Below are 22,212 nucleotides of genomic sequence, written 5' to 3'. Positions count from 1 at the left end.
CGAGACCGCGTTCGATCCTTTCGACGGAGCCATCGTGTCGATCAAAGCCGCCCTGCACCACGTCACGCATTACCGCTACGACCGGCCGATCAGCCTCGGCCCCCAGGTGATCCGCCTGCGCCCGGCCCCGCACGCGCGCACCAAGGTCCCGGCCTACGCGCTGACGGTGACGCCCGCCAACCATTTCCTGAACTGGCAGCAGGATCCGAGCGGCAACTGGCTCGCCCGCCTCGTCTTCCCGGAGAAGACCGACGAGTTGAAGATCGAGGTCGACCTCACCGCCGACATGGCGGTGATCAACCCGTTCGACTTCTTCGTGGAGGATTACGCGCAGACGCGGCCCTTCGCCTACCATGCCGACCTGGCGGAGGAGCTGGCCCCCTATCTGATGCCCGTCGACGCGGATTGTCCGGAGATGGAGGCGCTGCTGGCCCGCCTCCCCGCGGAGCCCAGCACCGTCCAGTTCCTGGTGGCGCTCAACGGCCTGATCGCCCGGGAGACCGCCTACGAGGTGCGGATGGAGCCGGGCGTCCAGACGCCCGCCGAGACCCTGCGGCTCAAGAGCGGCTCCTGCCGCGACTCGGCGTGGCTGCTCGTGCAGGTGCTGCGCCGGATCGGGCTCGCCGCCCGGTTCGTCTCCGGCTACCTGATCCAGCTCGTGCCCGACACGACCGCGGTCGACGGGCCGATCGGCGCGTCGGCGGACTTTACCGACCTGCACGCCTGGGCCGAGGTCTACCTGCCGGGCGCCGGCTGGGTCGGCATGGACGCCACCTCGGGCCTGCTCACCGGCGAGGGCCACATCCCGCTGGCCGCAACGCCCCACTACCATTCGGCCGCGCCGATCTCGGGGGCGATGGAGCCCGCCGAGACCACCTTCGACTTCGGGATGAGCATCACCCGCGTCGCCGAGACGCCGCGGATCACCAAGCCGTTCTCGGAGGAAGTCTGGGCGTCCATGGACGCGCTGGGCGAGCGGGTCGACGCCGACCTCGCCGCGCAGGACGTGCGCCTGACCATGGGCGGCGAGCCGACCTTCGTGTCGGTGGACGATTTCGAATCGCCCGAGTGGAACATCGCCGCAGTCGGGCCGACCAAGCGCGGACTCGCCGACGAGCTGATCCGGCGCCTGCGCGACCGGTTCGGGCCCGGCGGCCTGCTCCATTACGGCCAGGGCAAGTGGTATCCCGGCGAGAGCCTGCCGCGCTGGGCCTTCGCGCTCTACTGGCGCAAGGACGGCAAGCCGATCTGGCGGAACCCGGACCTCATCGCTCCGGAGGCTGCGCCCGGGGAGGCGGGGACAGCCACCATCGCGCAGGCCAAGGCGTTCGCGGACGCGCTGGCCCGCCGCCTCGGCCTGTCCGACTACGTCTTTCCGGCCTTCGAGGATGGTGAACTCTGGGAGAAGAAGATCGCGGAGTTGCCGGTCAACGTCACGCCGGCCGACGCCAAGTCGGGCTCGGTGGAGTTCGATGCCCGGATCAAGCGGGTCTACGCGCGGGGCCTCGAGGAGGCCGCGGGCTACGTCCTGCCGCTCGCGAGCCTGCCCACCGGCAAGGACGGCGACGCGGAAAGGGTCTGGATCTCGGAAAAGTGGGATTTTCGGCGCGGCGCCGCCTTCCTGGTGCCGGGGGACTCGCCCTTGGGCTTCCGCCTGCCCCTGTCGTCGCTGCCCTACGTGCCGCCCGAGCACTATCCCTACTACCAGCCGCAGGACCCCCTGGAGCCGCGCGGGCCGCTCTCCGATGACCCGATGGCCGAGACCGTCGTCAACGGGGCCGGCATCACCGGCGTCGCGGTGCGCACCGCGCTGGCGATCGAGCCCCGGGACGGGGTCGTCCGGGTGTTCATGCCGCCGACCCAGCGCGCCGACGAGTATCTCGAACTCGCCGCCCACCTCGAGGCCGCCGCCGCCGAGCTGAACCTGCCGATCCACATCGAGGGCTACGAGCCGCCCTACGATCCGCGCATCGGCCTGATCAAGGTCACCCCCGATCCGGGCGTGATCGAGGTCAACGTCCACCCGGCCGCCTCCTGGCGGGAGGCGGTCTCCATCACCACCGACCTCTACGCCGAGGCCCGCCAGACCCGGCTGGGCGCGGAAAAGTTCATGGTCGACGGGCGCCATACCGGCACCGGCGGCGGCAACCACGTGGTCATGGGCGGCGTCACGCCGGACGATTCCCCGTTCCTGCGCCGGCCCGACCTCCTGAAGAGCCTCGTGCTCTACTGGCAGCGCCATCCGGCCCTCTCGTACCTGTTCTCGGGCCTCTATATCGGCCCGACGAGCCAGGCGCCGCGCATGGACGAGGCCCGCCACGACGGGCTCTACGAGCTGGAGATCGCGCTGGCCCAGGTGCCGGCCCCCGACGCGCCCAACATCCCGCGCTGGCTCGTCGACCGGATCTTCCGCAACATCCTCGTCGACGTCACCGGCAACACCCACCGGTCCGAGATCTGCATCGACAAGCTCTACTCGCCGGACGGGCCGACCGGCCGTCTCGGCCTCCTGGAGTTCCGCGCCTTCGAGATGCCGCCGGACGCCCGGATGAGCCTCGCGCAGCAATTGCTGCTCCGCGCCCTCGTGGCCTGGCTGTGGCGCGAGCCGCAGACCGGCGGTTGTGTCCGCTGGGGCACGAACCTCCACGATCGGTTCATGCTCCCGCATTTCCTCTGGTCCGACTTCCTCTCGGTGCTGGAGGATCTCCGGGCGGCGGGGTACGCTTTCGATCCGGTCGCCTTCGAGGCGCAGGCCCAGTTCCGCTTCCCCGTGTTCGGCACGGTCGAGCAGGGCGGGGTCCGGATGGAACTGCGCCAGGCGCTGGAGCCCTGGCACGTGATGGGCGAGGAAGGGACCAGCGGGGGCACCGTGCGCTTCGTCGACAGCTCGGTCGAGCGGCTGCAGGTCAAGGTCGAGGGCTTCGTGCCCGAGCGGCACGTCATCGCCTGCAACGGCCGACGCCTGCCCATGACCTCCACCGGCCGCGGCGGCGAGGCCGTGGCGGGTCTGCGCTTCAAGGCGTGGCAGCCGGCCTCCTCCCTGCACCCGACGATTCCCGCCCACTCGCCGCTGACCTTCGACATCCTCGATGCCTGGAGCGGCCGGTCGCTGGGCGGCTGCCGCTACCACGTCGCCCATCCAGGCGGCCGCAACTACGAGACCCACCCGGTCAACGCCTACGAGGCGGAGGGGCGCCGCCTCGCCCGGTTCCAGCCGCACGGCCACACGCCGGGCCGGGTGGAGATGCCCCGGGCGGAAGCCAGCGCCGAGTTCCCGCTGACCCTCGACCTGCGGATGCCGGCGCCGCAATGACCGGGGGACCGTGATGGAGGCGGCGCTCGCGGCCGGCGCTGCCCGGGCCGAGCCGCCGGAGGGCCCGCGGGAGCGCGTCGCCCGCTGGAGCGCGGGCTATCGGCCCGCCCCCGGCCGGCCGGACGAGTTCCTGGGACCCGACGGTCGGCCCCGCGGGGCGTGGCCGCGCCTGCTCGACCGTCTCGGCGGCCTCACCGAGCCGGAGATCATGGCCCGCTTCGTCGCGGCGGAGCGGCACATCCGGGACGCCGGCATCTCGTTCCGCATCGCCGGCGACCAGCGCGAGCATCCCTGGCCTCTCGGCTGCCTGCCCCTGGTGATCGAGGGGCCCGAATGGGAGGCGCTCAGCGCCGGGATCGTCCAGCGCGCGGAGCTGATGGAGGCGATCCTCGCCGACGCCTACGGCGAGGGCCGCCTGGTCGCCGAGGGGCTCCTGCCCGCCGCGATCGTGGCCGGCACCCCCGAATTCCTGCACCCGCTCCACGGCGTCGCGCCCCCCGGCGGCCATTACCTCAAGCTCTACGCCGCCGATCTCGGCCGGGGGCCGGACGGGCGCTGGCAGGTGCTGGCCGACCGGACGCAGGCGCCCTCGGGCCTCGGCTGGGCGCTGGAGAACCGGATGGTCCTGGCCCGGACCTTCCCGGACTTCTTCCAGGATCTCCACGTCGAGCGCCTGCCGGCCTTCTTCCAGGCCTTTCGCGATGGGCTGGCGCTGGGCGCCGAGCGCGCCGACCCGCGGATCTGCCTGCTGACCTCGGGCCCCTACAGCAGCACCTATGTCGAGCAGGCGGCGCTCGCCCGCTATCTCGGCCTGATGCTGGTGGAGGGCGACGACCTCGTCATGCGGGACGGGTGCCTGCACGTGCGCACCGTCTCGGGGCTGAAGCGCGCCGACGCCGTGTGGCGGCGGATCGACGCCGACTTCCTCGATCCCCTGGAGCTGAACCCGGCCTCGCGGCTCGGCGTGCCCGGCATCCTCGACGCCCTGCGCAACGGTTCCCTGGTGATGGCCAACATGCCGGGGGCGGGGCTCGTCGAGTCGGCGGCGCTCGCGCCCTATCTCGACGGCATCGCCCGTCGGCTGCTGGGCGAATCCCTGCGGCTCGGCCATCCGCGCACGTGGTGGTGCGGCGACCTCGAAGGCCTGGCGCACGCGCAGGCCAATCTCGACAGCCTGACCCTGCGCCCGGCCGCCACGCCCCAGCGCGGCGCGGGGCGCGACGCGATCCTGGCGGGGCCGGTCCTGGCGGCCGAGCGGGAGCGGGTCGTGGCGGCCCTGCGCGACCGGCCCTTCGACTACGTCGCCCAGGAGGCCGCGCCGCTCTCGACCATGCCGGGCTGGGAGCGCGGCGAGGCCGGCCTCGTCCTGGTGCCCCGCCCGTTCGTGGTCCGCGTCTTCGCCACGCGGACGCCGCTCGGCTGGCAGGTCATGCCGGGCGGCTTCTGCCGCGTCTCGGAGCGCGAGGACGTCGATCCGATCGAGATGCGGCTCGGCATCCGCTCCGCCGATGTCTGGGTCCTGTCCGAGAAGCCGATCGCCGCGCCGCTGATCGGCTCGCACGCGGCCCCGCGGGTGCGGCGGGTCGGCGGCCACCTGCCCTCCCGGGCGGCCGACGGCCTGTTCTGGCTCGGCCGCTATCTCGAGCGCGCCGAGGCGGTGATCCGGCTCGTCCTCGCCCATCTGCGCAGCGTCGGGGACGCGGTCGGGGCCGACATCTCGGGCGCCCTCGACACGCCCGCGGCCCTGGCGCTGCGCACCCTCCTGCACGAATGGGGCAGCATCGGCGCGGCCAACCTGCCCACCGCCCGCCTCGCCCAGGAGGCGCTGGCCGGGCATCAGCGGCCGGGCTCGGCCCACGCCCACACCGTCTCGGCCCGCCGCAACGCCGCCGCGCTCCGCGCCCGCCTGTCGGGCGAGACCTGGCGGGTGCTCGCCGACCTGGACGAGTTCCTGTCCCTCGACACCGAGCGGGCGCTGACCGAGTCGCAGCTCGCCGGTCGCGCCGAGCAGGCGCTGAGCCACCTCGCGGCGCTCTCCGGGCTCACGCACGAGAACATGAGCCGGGCGGAGGGCTGGCACTTCGTCGAGCTCGGCCGGCGGATCGAGCGGGCGATCAACACCTGCACCTTCGCGCTGGCCTTCGCCAACGACGAGGCGACCCCGGGTTGCCTCGGGGTGATGCTGTCCCTCTGCGACTCGCAGATCAGCTACGGGCGCCGCTACATGCAGGGCGCCGCCCTCGACCCGGTCCGCGACATGGTCCTGCTCGATCCCTACAATCCGCGCTCGATCGCCTTCCAGGCGGAGGCGATCGCCCGCCACCTCGCCGACCTGCCGGCCCTGGCCGCGGACGGGATCCCCGAGCCGCATTGCCGCCTCGCCACCCGGATCCTGTCGGAGCTGCGCAGCGGCGAGGCCGCGGATTTCGACGCCGTCCGCCTCACCGCGCTCGCGACCGACCTGGAGCGGCTCGCCGACGGGATCGCGGTCCGCTACTTTCCCACCGGGCCGAACGCGCTGCGTCCCGAGAAGCTGACGGGGCTGGCGTGATCTATACGCTGCGCCACCGCACCACCTACCGCTACGGCAAGCCGGTGCATTTCGCCCGCTGCACCCTGCGGCTCAAGCCGCAGGATTGCGAGGGCCAGAGCGTGCTGGCGAGCGCCGTCACCATCGATCCGAGCCCCACCCGCGCGGTGATGCGGCGCGACTATTTCGGGATCGACGCGGTGGCGATCACCCTGGAGGCGCCCCACACCACCTTCAGCGTCGAGGCGCTCTCCACCGTCCGGGTCGAGCGTCCGACCCCGCCGCCGCCCGAATCCGGGATGCCCTGGGAGCGGGTCCGCGACGCCGTGGTGGCCGGGCGCGACCTCGGCGGCCGGGCGCCCGTGCACTTCCTGTTCCCGAGCGGCCGGGTGCCGCTGCTGCCCGCACTCACCGACTATGCCAGGCCGAGCTTCGCGCCCGGCCGGAGCGCCTACGGGGCGGCCCACGACCTGATGCTGCGGATCGGCCGGGATTTCCGCTTCGATTCCAAGGCCACCACCGTCGCCACGCCGCTCGCCGAGTCCTTCGCGCTCCGGGCCGGGGTCTGCCAGGACTTCGCCCACGTGATGGTCGCGGGCTTACGCGGCATGGGCCTGCCGGCGGCCTATGTCAGCGGCTACCTGCGCACCGTGCCGCCGCCGGGCCGCCCGCGCCTGCGCGGGGCGGATGCGAGCCACGCCTGGGTGGCCGTCTGGTGCGGCGAGGGCTGGCTCGGCCTCGACCCGACCAACGGCGTGGCGGTGCGGGACGACCACATCGTGGTGGCCCGCGGCCGCGACTACGGCGACGTGGCCCCGGTCGACGGCATCGTCAGCGGCTCGGGCAAGCAGCGCCTCAAGGTCGAGGTCGACGTCATTCCGGATACGGAGACGCAGGATCTCGCGCTGGTGGGGTGAGGTGGCTCCGGCCGCCCCGTCCTTTGCGGACCCGGCGCAGCAATCCCGCGGCGGCGCGCCGGGCGCTGTCGCGCCGCCCCGGTTGTTTCACCGCGCACGCGAAGACGACGGTATCCGGGTCTCCACGCCGCCTTGACGCCTGCCGATCCGGCATCCCGTCTGTTCCATGTAACCGAGATCGGGACAGCGATGGTCACGCCGGTCACCCAGAGAGTTTGAAAGCGTCGGGCGGCGTTGCGCGCCGCCGGGCTCCGGCCTGTGCAGATCTGGGTTCCGGACACGAGGCGGCCGGGCTTCGCCGAGGAATGCCGGCGCCAGTCGCTGCTCGTGGCGGAGGCCGATGCGGCCGACCGTGAGCTGAACGCCTTCCTCGACGCCGCGCTCACCGATCTCGACGATCCGGCCGAGCCGTGACGCGCGGCGATCTCGTCACCGTCGCCATGGCGGGCGATTTCGGAAAGCCGCGTCCGGCGCTGGTGATCCAGTCCGACGCCTTCGCGCAGAGCGGCGCGGTGACGGTCCTGCTGCTCTCGTCGGCACGGTTGGACGCACCGCTGATCCGGCCAACCGTGCAGCCGACACCCCGGAACGGCCTGAGCAAGCCGTCTCAAGTCCAGATCGACAAGGCCATATCGGTCAGGCGGGAGAAGGCCGGGCCGCCGATCGGCCGCCTCGATGACGCGACCCTGCTCTGGCGGTGACCCGCTCTCTCGCGCTGGTCCTCGGCCTCGCATAGTATCGGCGGCCGAGCCGGCCCTCACCACATCGTCTTGGCCGCCCGCTCCGGCCATTCCGCGTCGTAACGCTGGCCGCCGACTTCGCCCGCGGTCAGCGCCGCCAGGATCGCCCCCGGCGTCGGCAGGCTCGCCGGGTCCACGCGGGATTCCGGATCCCACAGCCCGGCCCGGATGATCGCCCGCGCGCACTGGAAGTAGATCTCCGCGACGGTGATCACGAGGGCGGTGCGCGGCGCGTGGCCGTCGACCCGGAAGGTCGCGAGCAGGTCCGGGTCGGCCGAGATCACCGCCCGCCCGTTCACCCGCAGCGTCGTGCCCGAGCCCGGGATCAGGAACAGCAGTGCCACCCGCGGATCGCGCACGATGTTGCGCAGCGAGTCGATCCGGTTGTTCCCCCGCCGGTCCGGCAGGATCAGCGTGCGCGGATCGGCGACCCGCACGAAGCCCGGTCGGTCCCCGCGGGGGCTGCAATCGAGCCCTTCCGGACCGGAGGTCGCCAGCACCGCGAAGGGCGAGGCTTCGATCAGCGCCGCGTAGTCCGGCGTGACCGAGGCCGCGACCTTCATCGTTGAGGCGGGCGCCAGGGGCGCATGGTAGATCGCCTCCAAAGCGGCGAGGCTGTCGATGATCATCGCGCCCTCACGCGACCGGGGACGCGACCGGCGTCGCCTTGCCGGCCGCGAAGCCCGCGTGCTCGGCCACCAGCGCCCCCGACAGGGCCGAGGCGATCAGGCCTCGGGTCTCGTCGACGCCGTAGAGGGCCACGAAGGAGCCGAACCGGGGGCCGCGCGCCTCGCCGAACAGCACGTTGTAGAGGCTCGTGAACCACGCCTGCGACACGCCGGGCCGCCCGTCCGGGCTCTTGGCCTTGCCGGACGTGTCGGGGAAGTGGCGCCGGCCGACCTCGTAGACCGCCGCCTGCAGCGCCTCCGGATCGGTGGAGCCGGCATGCGCCTTGAGCGTCTCCGAGAGGTCCTCCAGGGCGGCCAGCTCCTCCGGGGTCGGCGCCCGGTAGGTCTTGGCCGGCCGCACGAAGTCCGAGAAGTACTTCAGCGCGTGCCTGACCAGCCGGTCGAGGCCCGGATGGGTCTCCGGCCCGGTCTGCGGCGCGTAGCGGCGGATGAAGCCCCACAGCACCGCCGGATCCTCGGTGTTGGCCACGGCGGCGAGGTTGAGCAGCATCGCGAAGGTCAGGCTCGCGCCCTCGACCCGCTCGGGCTCCGGCGGGTTGCCGGCATGGAGGTGCCAGACCGGGTTGCCCAGCCGCAGCTTCGCGTCCTGGCCGGCATAGCGGTCGAGGAAGCCGATATACTCGTCCACGTGCCGGGGGATCACGTCGAAGAACAGGCGCTTGGCCTCGCGCGGCTTGTTGTACATGAACAGGGCGAGCGATTCCGGCGTGCCGTAGGCGAGCCACGCGTCGATCGTCAGGCCGTTGCCCTTCGACTTCGAGATCTTCTGGCCCTTCTCGTCGAGGAACAGCTCGTAATTGAAGCCCTCCGGCGGCTCGCCGCCGAGCGCCCGGGCGATCTTGGCCGAGAGCTTGACCGAGTCGATCAGGTCCTTGCCGGCCATCTCGTAATCGACGCCGAGCGCCACCCAGCGCATCGCCCAGTCGGGCTTCCACTGCAGCTTGGCGTGGCCGCCGGTCACCGGCGTCTCGTAGCGCTCGCCCGTGGCGGGATCGCGCCACACGATCGTGCCGCTCTGCGCCTTCACCTCGTCGATCGGCACCTGCATCACGTGGCCGGTGACCGGGTGGAGCGGCAGGAACGGCGAGTAGCTCGCCGAGCGCTCGGCGCGCAGCGACGGCAGCATGATCTCCATCACGGAATCGTAGCGCTCGAGCACGCGCAGGAGCGTCGCGTCGAACACGCCCGCGCGGTAGCACTCGGTCGCGGAGCGGAACTCGTAGCTGAACCCGAACGCGTCGAGGAAGCGGCGCAATTCGGCGTTGTTGTGCGCCCCGAAGCTGTCATGGGTGCCGAACGGGTCCGGCACGCGGGTGAGCGGCTGGTTGAGATGGTCGGCCAGCATCTCGCGGTTCGGCACGTTGTCGGGCACCTTGCGCAGCCCGTCCATGTCGTCCGAGAAGGCGATCAGCCGGGTCGGCACCGCGTCGCGGGTGAGCACCCGGAAGGCGTGCCGCACCATGGAGGTGCGGGCGACCTCCCCGAACGTGCCGATATGGGGCAGGCCCGAGGGGCCGTAGCCGGTCTCGAACAGCACTTCCTTCTTGCCGGATTTCTCCAGCCGCGCCACGAGCTTGCGCGCCTCCTCGAAGGGCCAGGCGGCGGCGTTGGCGGCGGCCTCGATGGTGTCGGAGTCGAGGGTCAGGGCTGGGGGAGCGGCGGCCATGTCTTCGGGGGTGAATGCGATCTGGGAGCGCGCACCCTAGAGCGGTTCGCATCGGAGCGGAACGCCCGACGGCGCAATGAGGGGTTCCATCGCGGGCCCGCCCGCGCGGCCTGTGACGGCGCATCTCGGTTTCGGCTCAGCGGACACGTCCCCGCCTGCGAACGGATTCCCGAACGCGCCAGGACGACATCCCGGATGTCCAGATCTCCACCTCATCCCGAGGCGCCGCGCCCCTCAGAACGGGCTCACCGGGAAGAACCGCAGGTACAATTCGGTGTATTTCCCGTCGTCCCAGACCCGCTGGAGCGCGTCGTCCAGCGCCCGGGAGAGGGCCGCGTCCTCCTGGCGCGTGATCAGGCCGATCCCCTCCCCGAAATACCGGTTCTCCAGGTAGTCGCCGCCGGTCAGCGCGCAGCAATTCTCCGCATCCTGGCCGCCGACGAAGAGGGCGAGGTTGAGGCCGTCGGCGAAGACGTAGTCGATCTCGCCGCGCTTGAGCGCGCCTTCGGCCGCCGCGAGGTCGGTGAAGTCCCGCGGCACGGCCTTCGGGAAGAACGCCTTGAGGTAGGCCGCATGCGCGCTGCCGGCGATGACCCCGACGCTGCGGTCGGCGAGCGCCGCCGCCGAGGGCACCGGCAGACCCTTGTCGGCCCGCGCGGCGAAGCGCGCCGGCCAGCGGAAATAGGGCCGCGTCGCCAGGAATTTCGACCGCAGGGACGCGGTCAGCGGGATGGCGGCCGCGACCACGTCGCCCTGCTTGCCGTCGAGGGCGTCCAGCAGGGTGTCGAAGCGGCGCGCCTGCACCGTGCAGGGGATCGTCAGCTTCTCGCAGACGGCCCGGGCGAGTTCGACCACGAAGCCCGTCGGGTTGCCGTCGGGGCCGGCGAAGTGCAGCGGCGGGAACTCGTCGTCGGTGAGGAAGCGGACCGCCCGGCCGGTCTGCGGCGCCTCGATCCGCTCGCCCCGGCTGCGCGGGTTCCAGAAATCCGGCACCGTGACGGCGGGGGGGACGGCCGAAGGGTCGACGGCGTGGGCGGCGGCCCGGGGCTCGGTCGCCGCCGCGGCGCCGACGGGGGTCGCCCCGAGAAGCGCCCTGAGAAGCGCGGCGGCGAGCGCGGCCGTCGCCACCCGGAATGGGATGCCTGTCCTATCGCCTCTTGACGACGGGGAAGGGGTGGTGCTCCTCTCGGAGCGCGGGGGCGGGGACTGGCTCACCCCCCTCCTCTACCACGTCCTGGAGCCACCGGGGGAGCGCGTGGCGTGTCGTTCCAGCGCCCGCCCGTGGAGCCGGCGGCCCTGCCGCCGGAGATCGCCTTCCTGCTGGCCGAGGGCGTCGACGGCCGGCTGCTGATTCGGGCGGCTGCCGAGGCGGCCGAGGTCGGGACCGACGCGGCGACCACCCTGATGAATGCGGGCCTGATCGCGGAATCGGCCTATTACGCGGCCCTGGCCCGGGCGCTCGGCGCCCCCTATCTCGACGGCCCGATCCCGTTCGGCCTGGGCCTGCGCTTCCCCGACACTCTGGTGGCCGGCCTCGCGCCCCTGGTGCCGGGATCGGTGGCGCCCTGGGTGCTGGCGCCCCGCGGCCGGGCGATCGCGGACCTCCTCGACATGCCGGGCCGCGCCGCCGTGCCGGCGATCACCAGCCCCACCCGCCTGCGCGAGGCCGTGTTCGCGGCCATCCCCGAGCAGGTGGCGGATTACGCGGCGCACGAATTGCGGCGGCGCGCGCCCGAGCGGGCGACGGCCCCCGAACCGGCCCTCCGCTGGCTCGCGGTCCTTGCCCTCGGCCTCACCGCCGCACTCTGCCTGTGCGCGGCGTTGCCGGACCCGTTGGCGCGCGCGATGGTGATGGCCGGGCAGATCCTGTTCCTGGCCATGGCGGCCCTCCGGATCGCGGCGCTCGCCATCGCGGCCCCGGTGGCTCCGGAGGCGGTGACGCCCCTCGCCGAGGCGGACCTGCCGGTCTACACGATCCTCGCCCCCCTCCACCGCGAGGCGGCGGTGGTGCCGGATCTGCTCAAGGCGCTCTCGGCCCTCGATTATCCCGCCGCCAAGCTCGACATCAAGCTGCTGCTCGAGGCCGACGACGCGGAGACCGCGGCAGCCCTCCCCCGCGACACGCTGCCGACCCGGTTCGAGGTGATCACGGTGCCGCCGGGCGAGCCGCGCACCAAGCCCCGGGCGCTCAACGCCGCGCTGCCGCTGGCCCGCGGCGCCCTGCTCACGGTCTACGACGCCGAGGACGTGCCCGATCCCGGGCAATTGCGCCTGGCGGCCGCCCTATTCGCGCGCCTGCCCGCGCGCACCGCCTGCCTCCAGGGCCGGCTCGTCATCGACAATGCCGGCGATTCGCGCCTCGCCCGCGCCTTCGCCCTCGAATATGCCGGCCTGTTCGACGTGCTGAACCCGGCCTTCGCCCGGTGCGGCCTGCCGGTCCCGCTGGGCGGCACCTCGATGCACCTGCGCACCCGCGTGCTGCGGGCGCTGCACGGCTGGGATGCCCACAACGTCACCGAGGATGCCGATCTCGGCCTGCGCCTCGCGCTGGCGGGCTACGCGGTCGGCGACCTGCCCAGCCCCACCTTCGAGGAGGCCCCGGCCCGCCTCGGGCCCTGGCTCGGACAGCGCACCCGCTGGCTGAAGGGGCTGGTCCAGACGAGCCTCACCCACGGGCGGCGCCCCCTCGCCAACGCGCGCAGCCTCGGCGGCCTGGAGGCGCTCTGCGCCGCCGCTTTGGTCCCCGGCACGGTGGCCTCGGCGCTCGCCTACCCGGTCTGCCTCGTCGCGGCGGCCTGGTCCTTCCTGGTCCTGGACATCCCGGCCGCCCCGGTCTTCCTGGACAACCTCTCCACCGGGCTCGCCATCACGCTGTTCGGGACCGGGCTCGCCGCCCTGGTCCTCCCCGCCCTCGTCGGCTGCGCCCGGCGCGGCTGGGGGGACCTCGCCCAGTCGGTCCCGTGGATGCCGATCTACTTCCTGCTGGTCAGCCTCGCGGCCTGGCTGGCGCTGATCGAGCTGGTCCGCGCCCCGCTGCGCTGGAACAAGACCCGGCACGGCCTCGCGCGCACCTCCCGCAGCGGCCGGCGACGCCGGCGGCACGCGACAGCCTGCAGCACGGGACATCCTGCGGCGCCCCGCGAAACCGGCCGCTAGCGTCGGCTGCCGGCCCATCACCTCCGACGCGCCCTCGAGCACGCGGACGGCCGGCGCGGGCTCGCCTTCGCCAGCGACTGCCTGGAGGCGGACGACGTGAAGGCGGATGACGTGGAGGCGGCGATCCGCAACGCCCGCGACCCGTGCCGGAGCGCCGCCACCATGTTCCTCACCGGGGCGGTGCTGACGGATTCGTTCGGCCGGATCCTGTGATCGTTCATCCTGGCGCTCGCCTGGGAGCCCTCTGCATCCGGGCGGCGCGTTGAGGGCCGCGCGGATTGGCGCGCCGGGCGCCGTGCAACGCCTGCGGGACGCGCGCCGTTGTCCCATGCTGGAGAGGCCAGGCGAGGGGCCGTGAGAGAGGCCATGACCACGATCGCGATCCTGATCGGCACGCAGGCGGGTGCGCGCCTGCTGGCCGCCGCCTCCGAGCGGGAGGCGGCCCTGTCGGCCGAGGCCTTCCTGCTGCGCCTGCCCGTTCGCGCCCTTCCGGCGCCCCTCTGGGTGCAATGCGCGGATCCGGCGGTCAGCGGCCGCCTCACCGGCTATCTCAACGGGCTGCAGGCCGAGCAGGTGCGCGAGCGCGACGCCCGCCGGGTCTGAGCCGCGGCCGGTCTCCCGGAACAGATTTCCCTGCGCCGCGCCATGCTCTAACGCCATCCGCATGAGCGAGACACGCGATGCGGGCCAGCCCGGACCGAACGGGGCGCGGGACGATAACCCTGCGGCGGAGGCGCCCCTGGGCCGGCTCCTGCGCCTGATGGCGACCCTGCGCGATCCCGTCGCCGGCTGCCCCTGGGACGTGGCGCAGAGCTTCGCCACCATCGTGCCCTACACGATCGAGGAGGCTTACGAAGTCGCCGACGCGGTGGCGCGCGGCGACCTCGGCGACCTGCGCGACGAACTCGGCGATCTGCTGCTCCAGGTGGTGTTCCACGCCCGCATGGCCGAGGAGCAGGGCGCCTTCGCGTTCGACGACGTGGCCCGCGCCATCGGCGACAAGCTGGTCCGGCGCCACCCCCATGTCTTCACCCCGGACGGCGCGCCCCTGCCCGCCGGCTCGCCCCTGCGCGACCCCGCGGCGGTCGAGGCGCAGTGGGCGGCGATCAAGGCGCAGGAACGGGCGGCCCGGCAGGCGGAGCGGCGGGAGGCCGACAACTCGGCCCCGACGCCGGACCCGGCGCCGGACCCGCTCGGCGGCGTCGCGCGGGCGCTGCCGGCCCTCGCCCGGGCCGAGAAGATCTCCCGGCGGGCGGCCGCCTACGGCTTCGACTGGGACGATGCCGTCCAGGTCGTCGACAAGGTCCGCGAGGAGACCGACGAGGTCGCCGAGGCCCTGGCGGCGGGCGATCCGGAGGCCCTGTCCGAGGAGATCGGCGACCTCCTGTTCTCGGTGGCGAACCTCGCGCGGCATGCCGGGATCGACCCGGAGACCGCCCTGCGCGACGGGACCGCCAAGTTCGAGCGCCGCTTCGCCGCCATGGCGCGGCATCTCGCGGCCTCCGGCGGCGCCCTCGGCCGCTCCGACCTCGCCGCCATGGAGGCCGCGTGGCAGGCGGCCAAGCGCGACGAGGCGGCGGGACGGTCGTAGCGGCGCGCGGCGCGGATCGGACACCCGGCATTCCCGCGCAGCCCGCGACGGGCGGCCTTCGCCGGTCCATCTCCGCGCGGCGATGGCACGTCGCGGACGTCGCGCGGCCGGTCGGGCTGCCTCCGGACGCGGCACCCGGCACGTTGGCGTTCCGGAGGACGGGCGTTAAACCCACGCCATGTTCGATGACGCGGCCGCTCGGCGCTATCTCGCGGGACTGGCGCCGGTGGCGGCGGGGTCGGTGCGCTGGCTCATCTACGATCACGACCGGCAATGGGTCTCGGTCGTGGACGGCAGCCTTGCGTCCCTGCGCCAAGACTGCGCGCAGGTCCTCAGCGCCTCCGCGGCGGGGCAGGCGGCCGAATCCCTCGCCGACGCGATCCGGGCGTTCCTCGCCGAGGGGGCCGCGTGCACCCCGCAGATCGTCGCCCTGTCATGCGCCGTGCTGATGCAGAGCGTCGGGGACCTCGACGCGGTCTTCGCCCAGATCCAGTCCGGCGTCATGGCGACCCTCGTCTACGCCGAGGACGTCGTGGTCAGGCCCGTCGCCGCGTAGCGCGGATCGGGACGCGCCCGGACGAACGGCCCGCCCGCCCGCGCGTCGCGTCCGATCCTGAGCGGCCGCGGCAAGGAAGGTGTCGTCCGGGGGCGGGGCTTGGTCTAAAGCTGTGTCCGAGGGGGCGTCCGATCGGCGGCGCCTCGGGGTTCGCGGGGACTCATGGTGGCCGACGACGCGACGCTGCGCCGGCTGCTGGCCGGGATCGCGCGGGGTGAGGCGGACCGGCTCGCCGAACTCTACGATCTCTCCAGCCCGAAACTTTACGGGTTGATCCTGCGTATCCAGCGCGATCGGGGCTTGGCCGAGGACGTGCTTCAGGACGTCTACATGCGGATCTGGCAGGCCGCCGGCGCCTACAGGCCGGATGCCGGCCCGCCGATGCCCTGGCTGGTGACCATCGCGCGCAATCGCGCGATCGACAGCGTGCGTCGCAAGACCGAGGTGCAGGGTCCGGAACTGGAGAGCGGCGAGGACTGGGTGGCACGGATCATCGATCCGCACGACGCGGCGGTCGCCTTCCAGGACCGCGACGCCCTTGCGGCGTGCCTCGGCCGGCTCGAGCCGCTGCACAGGGATTGCGTCGTGCTGGCCTACTGCGAGGGTCGCTCGCGCGAGGAGTTGGCGCGCCATTTCGATCGCCCGGTCAACACGATCAAGACCTGGCTGCATCGCGCGCTGGCTGCCTTGAAGACCTGCCTGGAGACCGTGTCGTGACCGGGACGGGCGCACCGGACCCCGACGCGGATCCCGGCGATCCCGACCTGCGCGCGGCGGAGTACGTGCTGGGAACGCTGGACGCCCGGGAGCGCGAGGCCGTCGCGCGGGCGGCGGCGCGGGATCCGGCCGCGCACGCGCGGATCGAGGCCTGGGAGCGGCGCCTCTTCCCGCTGGCGGAGACGATCCCCGCCGCGGCGCCGCCGCCGCGTGTCCGCGCCGCGCTGTTGCGGGCGCTGCCGGGAGGCGCGGACGCGCGTCAGATCGCGCGTCTCCGCGGCCAGGTCCGGCGCTGGCGGATGGCCGCCGGGAGTGCCGGGCTGCTGGCGGCCGGGCTCGCGCTGTTTCTGGCGGTCGGACCGACCCTCGAACCGTCGGGCGGCCGCTACCTCGCCGTGGTCCAGGGCGGCGGTACGCTGCCCGCGCTGATCGTGCGCGTCGACACCCGCACCGGCATCGCCCAGGTGCGACCCGTCGGCGCCGAGGCGCCGGCGGATCGAAGCCTGGAGCTGTGGTATGTCGGCGCGCAGGGACCGAGGCCGCTCGGCCTCGTCGGCGCCGGGCAGAGCCAGGTGAGGCTGCCGGCCGGGGCCGCTCCGGACGGGGTGATCGCCGTCTCGGTGGAGCCGCCCGGGGGCTCGCCCAGCGGCCAGCCCACCGGGCCGGTGGTCTACACCGGCAAGCTCCTGGCGGAATGACGCGATCGCGGCGGTGTGCCTGACGGCGCCCGCGCCGGGGTGGCGCCCGCAAACCCTGCCGGGGCCGCGGGCACCGCACCGCTCGGGCCGATCAGGGCATCAGGACGGCGTTGACGACGTGGATGACGCCGTTCGACTGCATGACGTTCGGGATGGTCACCGTGGCGGTGTTGCCCTTCACGTCGGTGACCAGGACCTTCTTGCCCTGCACCTCGACGGCGAGCGGCTCGCCCGCGACGGTGGTGAGCGTGCCCTGCCCGCCGCCCTTCCGGGCCAGCGCCGTCAGGTCCTTGGCGGTGTAGACGCCCGGGACCACGTGGTAGGTCAGGATCTTCGTCAGCGTCGCCTTGTTCTGCGGCTGCACGAGGCTCTCCACCGTGCCCGGCGGCAGCTTGGCGAAGGCGCCGTTCGTGGGCGCGAAGACCGTGAACGGGCCCGGGCCGTTCAGCGTGTCGACCAGGCCGGCGGCCTTCACGGCGGCCACCAAGGTGGTGTGATCCTTCGAGTTGACCGCGTTCTCGACGATGGTCTTCTGGGCGTACATCGGCGCACCGCCGACCATGGGATTCTTGGCATAGGCCGCGCCACTCGCTCCGAGGCCGAGCGCGAGGGTCAGGGCGAGCGCCTTGGCCGCGCGGCGGCCGGTGTTCAGGGTGAGCATCGTGTTTCCTTCGGTCCCAACCCCGATGAGCGGGGCAGCGCGCGCCCTTACGGGAGCTGGGGAGGAAAAGTTTCGCGGGACCGTTTCATCGGGCCGGCCCGCGCTGGCGGAACCTCAGCCCCGCCCGGGTCCTCGAGGCCTGAGCGGGTGCACCCGCACGACCGCGCCGCGATCCCCGCGGCGATCCTCTGCGGCCGACCCGTGCGCCGAGGGCTCGACACGGGGCGGCGCGCGGATATGTTCCGCGCATGCGCCTCGCCCTGCCCGCCCTCGCCGCCCTCGCCGTCACCGCCGCCCTGTCCCGACCCGCCGCGGCCGAGACGATCGCTCAGGAGCGGTTCGGCTGCCACAGCCAGGAGGTCACGGACCGCCTGTTCAAGCTGGTCATGGCCGGCGACGAATCCGGCTTCGGGCAGCTGCTGCAGGGCAGCCTCGCCAGCGGCGAGTGCCGGTCCTTCAAGGCCGGCGAGGAAGTCCAGCTCGAATCCCGGACGATGAGCTACGGCTGCCTCACCCTGAAGGACACGCAGGACCGCTGCTACTGGACGCCGCTCAGCGCCATCGAGACGGCGAAATGACGGCCCCGGGAGGCGGTCCGGCGCCCCGGAGGGCGCCGGACCGCCCCGTGATCAGGCGGCCTTCTTCCCCTTGCCCTTCGCAGCCTCGGCGGACTGCCCGCCATCCTGGGGATCGCCCGCGACGTTGATCGACTCGGCGATCTTGGAGAGCAGCGCGTCGGTCTTCTTCTCCTCCTGCAGGGTCTCGTCCAGGAGCTTGGCGGCATCCGCGTAGCCGAGCTGGCTGGCCCAGGTCTTCAGGGTGCCGTAGCGGGCGATCTCGTAATGCTCCACCGCCTGGGCGCAGGCGGCCAGCACCGCGTCGGCGGCCGGGCTGTCGGCGAAGTCGTCGAGATCCTCCTCCATCTCGGAGACGATGCCCTGCATCGCCTCGCAGGTCTTGGCCCGGGCCGGCTTGCCGATGATCTCGAAGACCTGCGTCAGGCGCTCCACCTGCTGGGCGCTCTCCTCGGCATGGGTCTCGAAGGCTTGGCGCAGCGCGTCGTGCTCCGCCGCCTTGGCGGATTTCTTGAGCGCTTTCACCGACTGCTTCTCGGCGTAGTAGACGTCCTTCAGGGTCTCGTAGAAGGCGTCCTGCAGCGTCTTCTGCTTGGCCATGGCGCTCTGTCTCCGTTGAGGGCCGCTGTCTGTGTCCGCGGCATCCGCACGGGGAACGCCGGTCCGGCCGGCTGTATCCGGGCGATATCTTCGCCCTGTGGAGGAACCTTTTCGGGCTCAGCGGCCCGCCCCGTCCGGGCGCGTCTTCCGATCGGAGCCCGCGCGCGGCGGCCCGGAATGCCGGGTGCCGCCCGGCTTCGGGCGCAGGCGGTCGAGGGCGGTTTCGAGGGCACGCTCCACCGCGTCGCGGTCCGGCACGGTCTCCGGCACAGGCAGAGGCACAGTCTCCGGCACCGCGCCCGGCGGAGGCGATCGGCCTGGGTCGCGGCGCTTCGGCATGTCGTCCGCCCCTATCGGGGCCGGGCGCACCGGTCTTCCGGCCCGCACGGCGGCTGCCGGCCGGTCGACCGGCCAGGATCCTGGGATCAAAGCCTGCCGTGATCCGGGGATCCCGGGATCCTGTGATCAAGGTTTCCGGATGGTTGCCGGCGCGTCCGGTCCCCGAGCCGCCGGCGGCGGTGCCGGATCGCGGGAGGTGTCGGGCGCGACGTTTCCGGGTCTGCGCAGGCCGCCGAACGGCCAGTCGATCAGCCCGCCGGCCCAGAGCGCCGCCCAGACGAAGACCGGCTGAAAGGCGAGGCGCGGGCCATGATACCACCAGGAATCCGGGATGCCGTCGACATGGACATGGTCGAAGGCATGCTTGAGGTTGGCCGGGTAGACGCAGACCGCGTAGAGGGCGAGGCCGATCGCGGCCGCCCGGCGGAACCGGCCGGTCAGCAGCCCGGCGGCACCGGCGATCTCGCACAGGCCGGTCGCCAGGATCACGAGCCGCGGCTGCGGCACCCAGCTGGGCATCAGCGGCAGCATCGCGTCGGTCGCCGCGAGGTGCACGATCCCGATGAAGCCGTAGAGCGCCGCGAGCCCGTAGCGCAGCCGGCGGCGGCCCGTCTCCGCGGCGCGGCCGGTCACGCGACCACGTCCTCCGCCACGCCGCAGGATTGGGCCACGCGGGCCCGGAGCGCCGCCACGAGGCGGGCCACCGCCGGGTGCCCGGCCGCCGCCGGGAAGGCTGTCTCGCCGATCGCCGTCACGGGCGCCAGGAGCCGGAGGGAGTTGGTCAGGAACACCGCCTCGGCGCCCAAGAGGTCGGGCAGGCCCAGCGACCGTTCCTCCGCCCTGAGCCCGCATCCGGCGGCGAGCGCCAGGATCTCCGCCCGCACGATCCCGGCGAGGACGCCGTCGGCGAGCGGCGGCGTCACCAGGGTGGTGCCGAACAGGGCGAAGAGATTGCCGGTGCCCGCGCAGGCGACGCGGCCCCGGGTGTTGCGGAACAGCGCCTCGTCGAACCCCGCCGCGGCGGCGTCGCGGGCGGCCAGCACCGCGTCGAGGTAGCCCAGCGTCTTCAGCCGGGCGGCCGGAGACGTGTCGTTGCGGACGATCGGCGTCGGCCACAGGCGCAGGGACGCGAAGGCGGCGGCCCTGGCGCTCGCGGCCGCGGTGGCGAACAGATTCGGGCTCGGGGCGTCCGGCGGCTTCAGGCCGCGCGGGCCGGAGCCGCGGGTGAGGGTCGTGCGGATCGCGAGCCGCTCCCCCTGCCCCGCGAGGTCCCGCATGGCCGCGCGGATCCGCTCGGCTTCGGCCGGCATCCCGAGACTCTCCGCGGAGGCCACGAGCCGGGCGACGTGGGCGTCCTCGAAGGCGACGCGGCCGCCCAGCGCCAGCGCCGTGTCGAACAGGCCGTCGCCGAGCGTAAGGCCGCGGTCTGTGTGGTCCAGCGGCGCGATCGTCCCGGGCGCGATCGCCCCGTCACGCCACAGCATCGCGGGGGCCCTCCGGCCGCTCGCGCCACGCGCGGGCCAGTCCCAGGAAATTGGCGAACAGGGCGTGGCCGCCCTCGGTCAGGACCGATTCCGGGTGGAACTGGATGCCGTAGGTCGGGTGGGTCCGGTGCGACAGCGCCATCACTTCCCCCTCCTGCGAGACCGCGTCGACGGACAGGTGCCGCTCCATCTCGGGGCCGGGATCGACCACCAGCGAGTGGTAGCGCCCGACCGGCATCGGCGCCGGCAGGCCGGAGAACAGGCGCTCGCCGGTATGGGCGATCGGCGTCATCTGCCCATGCAGGGGGCGCTGCGCCCGCGCGACCGTGCCGCCGAAGGCCGCCCCGATCGCCTGGTGGCCGAGGCAGACGCCGAGGATCGGCACCTCCCCCGATAGGTCCCGGATCGCCGGCAGGGAGATCCCGGCTTCCGCGGGGGTGCAGGGGCCCGGCGACACCACCAGCGCCTCGGGGGCGAGCGCCCGGATGCCGGCCACATCCAGCGCGTCGTTGCGCACGACCCGGATCGTCTCGCCGAGCTCCTCCAGGTAGCGGACGACGTTGAAGACGAACGAGTCGTAATTGTCGAGGACGAGGATCATGCGAAGGCCTCGAAGACGCGGGCGGCCTTGGCCAGGGTCTCGTCATATTCGGGGCCGGGCTCCGACAGCAGGGTCACCCCGCCCCCGGCCTGCAGGACCGCCTGCCGGTCGTCCATGAACACGGTGCGGATGGCGATCGCGGTGTCGAGCGCCCCGTCGAACCCGATCCGGCCGATGGCGCCGCAATAGAGCTCGCGGGCGTCGCCCTCGATCTCCGTGATGATATCCATGGCGCGGATCTTCGGCGCGCCGGTGATCGAGCCGCCGGGAAAGGTCCCTTGCAGGAGGTCGAGCGCGTCCAGCCCGTCGCGGAGGTCTCCGGTCACCACCGACACCAGATGGTGGACGTTGGCGTAGGTCTCCAGGCCGCAGAGCGTCGGCACGGCGACGCTGCCCGGCTTGCAGACCCGCGACAGGTCGTTGCGCAGCAGGTCGACGATCATGACGTTCTCGGCCCGCTCCTTGACGCTGGCCTGGAGCGCCTCGGCCACCGCCGGGTCGTCCAAGGGGTTGTCCGCGCGGCGGGCTGTGCCCTTGATCGGGCGCGTCTCCACGTGCCGGCCGTCGAGGCGGATGAACCGCTCCGGCGAGGACGAGGCGACGGTCAGGCCCTCCAGCTCCAGATAGGCGCCGAAGGTCGCCGGGTTGGTCTCGCGCAGCCGCCGGTAGAGGGCGAACGGGTCGAATCCCGCTGGCAGGTCGGCGGTGAAGCGCTGGGCGATGTTGGCCTGGTAGATGTCGCCGGCCCGGATATAGGCGCGGACCTTTTCGACCGCCTCCTCATAGCTTTGGCGGTCGAAGTTCGAGCGCCACGCGAGCGGCTGGGCCGGCCGGGCGGGGGCCGGGACCGGCGGCTCCGCGCCGCCGAGCAGGTCGGCGAAGCGGGCGAGCCGCGCCTCCGCGCGAGCCCGCCGCGCGTCCGGCGCGATCTCCGGAAAACCCGTGGCGACGAGCCGGCACGTGCCGACGGCGTGGTCGACGACCAGCACCGTGTCGTAGAGGTTCAGCGCGATGTCGTCGGTGAGCCCCGCCCGCCGGACCGGTGCCGCCACCCGCTCCAGCGCCGCGCCGAGGTCGTAGGCCAGGTACCCGATCGCCCCGCCGGGGAACGGCTCCGACCCGGGCTCGAGCCGGTAGGGTTCGAGGCAGGCCCGGAGCGCCGCCATCGGGCCGCCCGCGACCGGATTCCCGTCGAGGGTCGCGCGTCCGTCGCGATAGCGGAAACGCGCGAACGGATCGGCGGCCACGATCGAGTGCCGCCCCAGCGGATCGTGCCGCATGGCGCTGTCGAGGAAGGCGAGCCCGGGCAGGGCGCGCAGCCGGGCCGCCGCCGCGACGGGATCGATGAAGGGGATCTCTCGGGTCCACATGACCGGGTT

20 protein-coding genes and 2 pseudogenes are annotated in these 22,212 nt (G+C 73.2%); 12 read left to right on the top strand and 10 right to left on the bottom strand.

The window, feature by feature from the left end; translation table 11 throughout:
- Positions 1-34: 34 nt before the first annotated feature.
- The 5 genes and pseudogenes from BLT59_RS03400 (at position 35) to BLT59_RS03380 (ending at position 7,496) form a co-directional block, all read left to right on the top strand.
- Positions 35-3,313 carry a transglutaminase family protein gene (locus BLT59_RS03400; RefSeq protein ID WP_091776513.1) on the top strand — a complete coding sequence of 1,093 codons (3,279 nt, stop codon included), beginning with the start codon at positions 35-37 and terminating at the stop codon, positions 3,311-3,313.
- Positions 3,314-3,326: 13 nt separating this feature from the next.
- On the top strand, positions 3,327-5,864 hold the full coding sequence (locus BLT59_RS03395) for a circularly permuted type 2 ATP-grasp protein (protein ID WP_091776511.1): 2,538 nt from the start codon (positions 3,327-3,329) through the stop codon (positions 5,862-5,864).
- Complete coding sequence (locus tag BLT59_RS03390) at positions 5,861-6,760, top strand: transglutaminase family protein (protein WP_091776509.1); 900 nt, start codon at positions 5,861-5,863, stop codon at positions 6,758-6,760. The genes BLT59_RS03395 and BLT59_RS03390 overlap by 4 nt, the downstream gene beginning before the upstream one ends.
- Before the next feature lie 189 nt (positions 6,761-6,949).
- A pseudogene (locus tag BLT59_RS03385) lies at positions 6,950-7,174 on the top strand (antitoxin MazE family protein).
- Positions 7,171-7,496: pseudogene (locus BLT59_RS03380) on the top strand (type II toxin-antitoxin system PemK/MazF family toxin). Before BLT59_RS03385 ends, BLT59_RS03380 begins: the two co-directional pseudogenes overlap by 4 nt.
- Positions 7,497-7,517: 21 nt before the next feature.
- Here BLT59_RS03380 and BLT59_RS03375 read toward each other — a convergent pair.
- The 3 genes from BLT59_RS03375 to BLT59_RS03365 all read right to left on the bottom strand — a co-directional run bounded on the left by BLT59_RS03375 (position 7,518) and on the right by BLT59_RS03365 (position 11,070).
- Positions 7,518-8,129, bottom strand: coding sequence for a pyridoxamine 5'-phosphate oxidase family protein (locus BLT59_RS03375; protein ID WP_091776507.1), 612 nt, complete (start codon positions 8,127-8,129; stop codon positions 7,518-7,520).
- A 7-nt stretch (positions 8,130-8,136) separates the two neighbouring features.
- Positions 8,137-9,855: a lysine--tRNA ligase gene (locus BLT59_RS03370; RefSeq protein WP_091776506.1), complete on the bottom strand. Its 1,719-nt coding sequence runs from the start codon at positions 9,853-9,855 to the stop codon at positions 8,137-8,139.
- Between the two features lie 234 nt (positions 9,856-10,089).
- On the bottom strand, positions 10,090-11,070 hold the full coding sequence (locus BLT59_RS03365; RefSeq protein WP_091776504.1) for a transporter substrate-binding domain-containing protein: 981 nt from the start codon (positions 11,068-11,070) through the stop codon (positions 10,090-10,092).
- A gap of 45 nt (positions 11,071-11,115) precedes the next feature.
- On the opposite strand from BLT59_RS03365, the gene BLT59_RS03360 reads away from it, so the two are divergent.
- From BLT59_RS03360 to BLT59_RS03330, 6 genes are all read left to right on the top strand, one after another.
- Positions 11,116-13,011, top strand: a complete 1,896-nt coding sequence (locus BLT59_RS03360; protein ID WP_091776503.1) for a glycosyltransferase family 2 protein — start codon at positions 11,116-11,118, stop codon at positions 13,009-13,011.
- A gap of 366 nt (positions 13,012-13,377) precedes the next feature.
- Positions 13,378-13,614, top strand: coding sequence for a hypothetical protein (locus tag BLT59_RS03350; protein ID WP_091776499.1), 237 nt, complete (start codon positions 13,378-13,380; stop codon positions 13,612-13,614).
- A gap of 61 nt (positions 13,615-13,675) precedes the next feature.
- Entirely contained in the window at positions 13,676-14,602 is a 927-nt protein-coding gene (mazG, locus tag BLT59_RS03345) for a nucleoside triphosphate pyrophosphohydrolase (RefSeq protein ID WP_091776497.1), read from the top strand.
- 178 nt (positions 14,603-14,780) lie between these two features.
- Complete coding sequence (locus BLT59_RS03340) at positions 14,781-15,158, top strand: hypothetical protein (RefSeq protein ID WP_091776495.1); 378 nt, start codon at positions 14,781-14,783, stop codon at positions 15,156-15,158.
- Positions 15,159-15,323: 165 nt separating this feature from the next.
- A complete protein-coding gene (locus BLT59_RS03335) occupies positions 15,324-15,875 on the top strand; it encodes a sigma-70 family RNA polymerase sigma factor (protein WP_091776572.1) in 552 nt (183 codons plus the stop codon).
- Positions 15,872-16,573, top strand: a complete 702-nt coding sequence (locus tag BLT59_RS03330; protein ID WP_091776493.1) for an anti-sigma factor — start codon at positions 15,872-15,874, stop codon at positions 16,571-16,573. Before BLT59_RS03335 ends, BLT59_RS03330 begins: the two co-directional genes overlap by 4 nt.
- A gap of 91 nt (positions 16,574-16,664) precedes the next feature.
- Here BLT59_RS03330 and BLT59_RS03325 read toward each other — a convergent pair whose 3' ends face one another.
- A complete protein-coding gene (locus BLT59_RS03325; RefSeq protein WP_091776491.1) occupies positions 16,665-17,234 on the bottom strand; it encodes a fasciclin domain-containing protein in 570 nt (189 codons plus the stop codon).
- A 248-nt stretch (positions 17,235-17,482) separates the two neighbouring features.
- Between BLT59_RS03325 and BLT59_RS03320 the strand changes: the two genes are divergently transcribed.
- On the top strand, positions 17,483-17,812 hold the full coding sequence (locus BLT59_RS03320) for a hypothetical protein (RefSeq protein WP_091776489.1): 330 nt from the start codon (positions 17,483-17,485) through the stop codon (positions 17,810-17,812).
- Positions 17,813-17,863: 51 nt separating this feature from the next.
- On the opposite strand, the gene BLT59_RS03315 is transcribed toward BLT59_RS03320, so the two are convergent.
- The 6 genes from BLT59_RS03315 to pabB all read right to left on the bottom strand — a co-directional run bounded on the left by BLT59_RS03315 (position 17,864) and on the right by pabB (position 22,203).
- A complete protein-coding gene (locus tag BLT59_RS03315) occupies positions 17,864-18,409 on the bottom strand; it encodes a YciE/YciF ferroxidase family protein (protein WP_091776488.1) in 546 nt (181 codons plus the stop codon).
- 117 nt (positions 18,410-18,526) lie between these two features.
- A complete protein-coding gene (locus tag BLT59_RS03310) occupies positions 18,527-18,691 on the bottom strand; it encodes a hypothetical protein (RefSeq protein WP_244513808.1) in 165 nt (54 codons plus the stop codon).
- Between the two features lie 183 nt (positions 18,692-18,874).
- Positions 18,875-19,381: a DoxX family protein gene (locus BLT59_RS03305; protein ID WP_091776485.1), complete on the bottom strand. Its 507-nt coding sequence runs from the start codon at positions 19,379-19,381 to the stop codon at positions 18,875-18,877.
- A complete protein-coding gene (locus BLT59_RS03300; RefSeq protein WP_091776484.1) occupies positions 19,378-20,232 on the bottom strand; it encodes an aminotransferase class IV in 855 nt (284 codons plus the stop codon). Before BLT59_RS03300 ends, BLT59_RS03305 begins: the two co-directional genes overlap by 4 nt.
- Positions 20,219-20,833, bottom strand: coding sequence for an anthranilate synthase component II (locus BLT59_RS03295; protein WP_091776482.1), 615 nt, complete (start codon positions 20,831-20,833; stop codon positions 20,219-20,221). Before BLT59_RS03295 ends, BLT59_RS03300 begins: the two co-directional genes overlap by 14 nt.
- Positions 20,830-22,203 (bottom strand): aminodeoxychorismate synthase component I, encoded by a 1,374-nt coding sequence (pabB, locus tag BLT59_RS03290; RefSeq protein ID WP_091776480.1) that lies wholly within the window; start codon positions 22,201-22,203, stop codon positions 20,830-20,832. The genes BLT59_RS03295 and pabB overlap by 4 nt, the downstream gene beginning before the upstream one ends.
- Between the last annotated feature and the right edge of the window lie 9 nt (positions 22,204-22,212).

This window comes from Methylobacterium sp. UNC378MF, from assembly GCF_900103195.1.
GTDB lineage: Bacteria > Pseudomonadota > Alphaproteobacteria > Rhizobiales > Beijerinckiaceae > Methylobacterium.
The sequence above is the reverse complement of the archived record's forward strand: the minus strand, read 5'-3'. Positions and strand labels throughout refer to the sequence as shown.

Coding starts and splice junctions, on each gene's coding strand:
- BLT59_RS03395 (WP_091776511.1), top strand. CDS start 3,327: ATGGAGGCGGCGCTCGCGGCCGGCGCTGCCCGGGCCGAGCCGCCGGAG.
- BLT59_RS03375 (WP_091776507.1), bottom strand. CDS start 8,129: ATGATCATCGACAGCCTCGCCGCTTTGGAGGCGATCTACCATGCGCCC.
- BLT59_RS03370 (WP_091776506.1), bottom strand. CDS start 9,855: ATGGCCGCCGCTCCCCCAGCCCTGACCCTCGACTCCGACACCATCGAG.
- BLT59_RS03350 (WP_091776499.1), top strand. CDS start 13,378: ATGACCACGATCGCGATCCTGATCGGCACGCAGGCGGGTGCGCGCCTG.
- mazG (WP_091776497.1), top strand. CDS start 13,676: ATGAGCGAGACACGCGATGCGGGCCAGCCCGGACCGAACGGGGCGCGG.
- BLT59_RS03340 (WP_091776495.1), top strand. CDS start 14,781: ATGTTCGATGACGCGGCCGCTCGGCGCTATCTCGCGGGACTGGCGCCG.
- BLT59_RS03325 (WP_091776491.1), bottom strand. CDS start 17,234: ATGCTCACCCTGAACACCGGCCGCCGCGCGGCCAAGGCGCTCGCCCTG.
- BLT59_RS03320 (WP_091776489.1), top strand. CDS start 17,483: ATGCGCCTCGCCCTGCCCGCCCTCGCCGCCCTCGCCGTCACCGCCGCC.
- BLT59_RS03315 (WP_091776488.1), bottom strand. CDS start 18,409: ATGGCCAAGCAGAAGACGCTGCAGGACGCCTTCTACGAGACCCTGAAG.
- BLT59_RS03300 (WP_091776484.1), bottom strand. CDS start 20,232: ATGCTGTGGCGTGACGGGGCGATCGCGCCCGGGACGATCGCGCCGCTG.
- BLT59_RS03295 (WP_091776482.1), bottom strand. CDS start 20,833: ATGATCCTCGTCCTCGACAATTACGACTCGTTCGTCTTCAACGTCGTC.
- pabB (WP_091776480.1), bottom strand. CDS start 22,203: ATGTGGACCCGAGAGATCCCCTTCATCGATCCCGTCGCGGCGGCGGCC.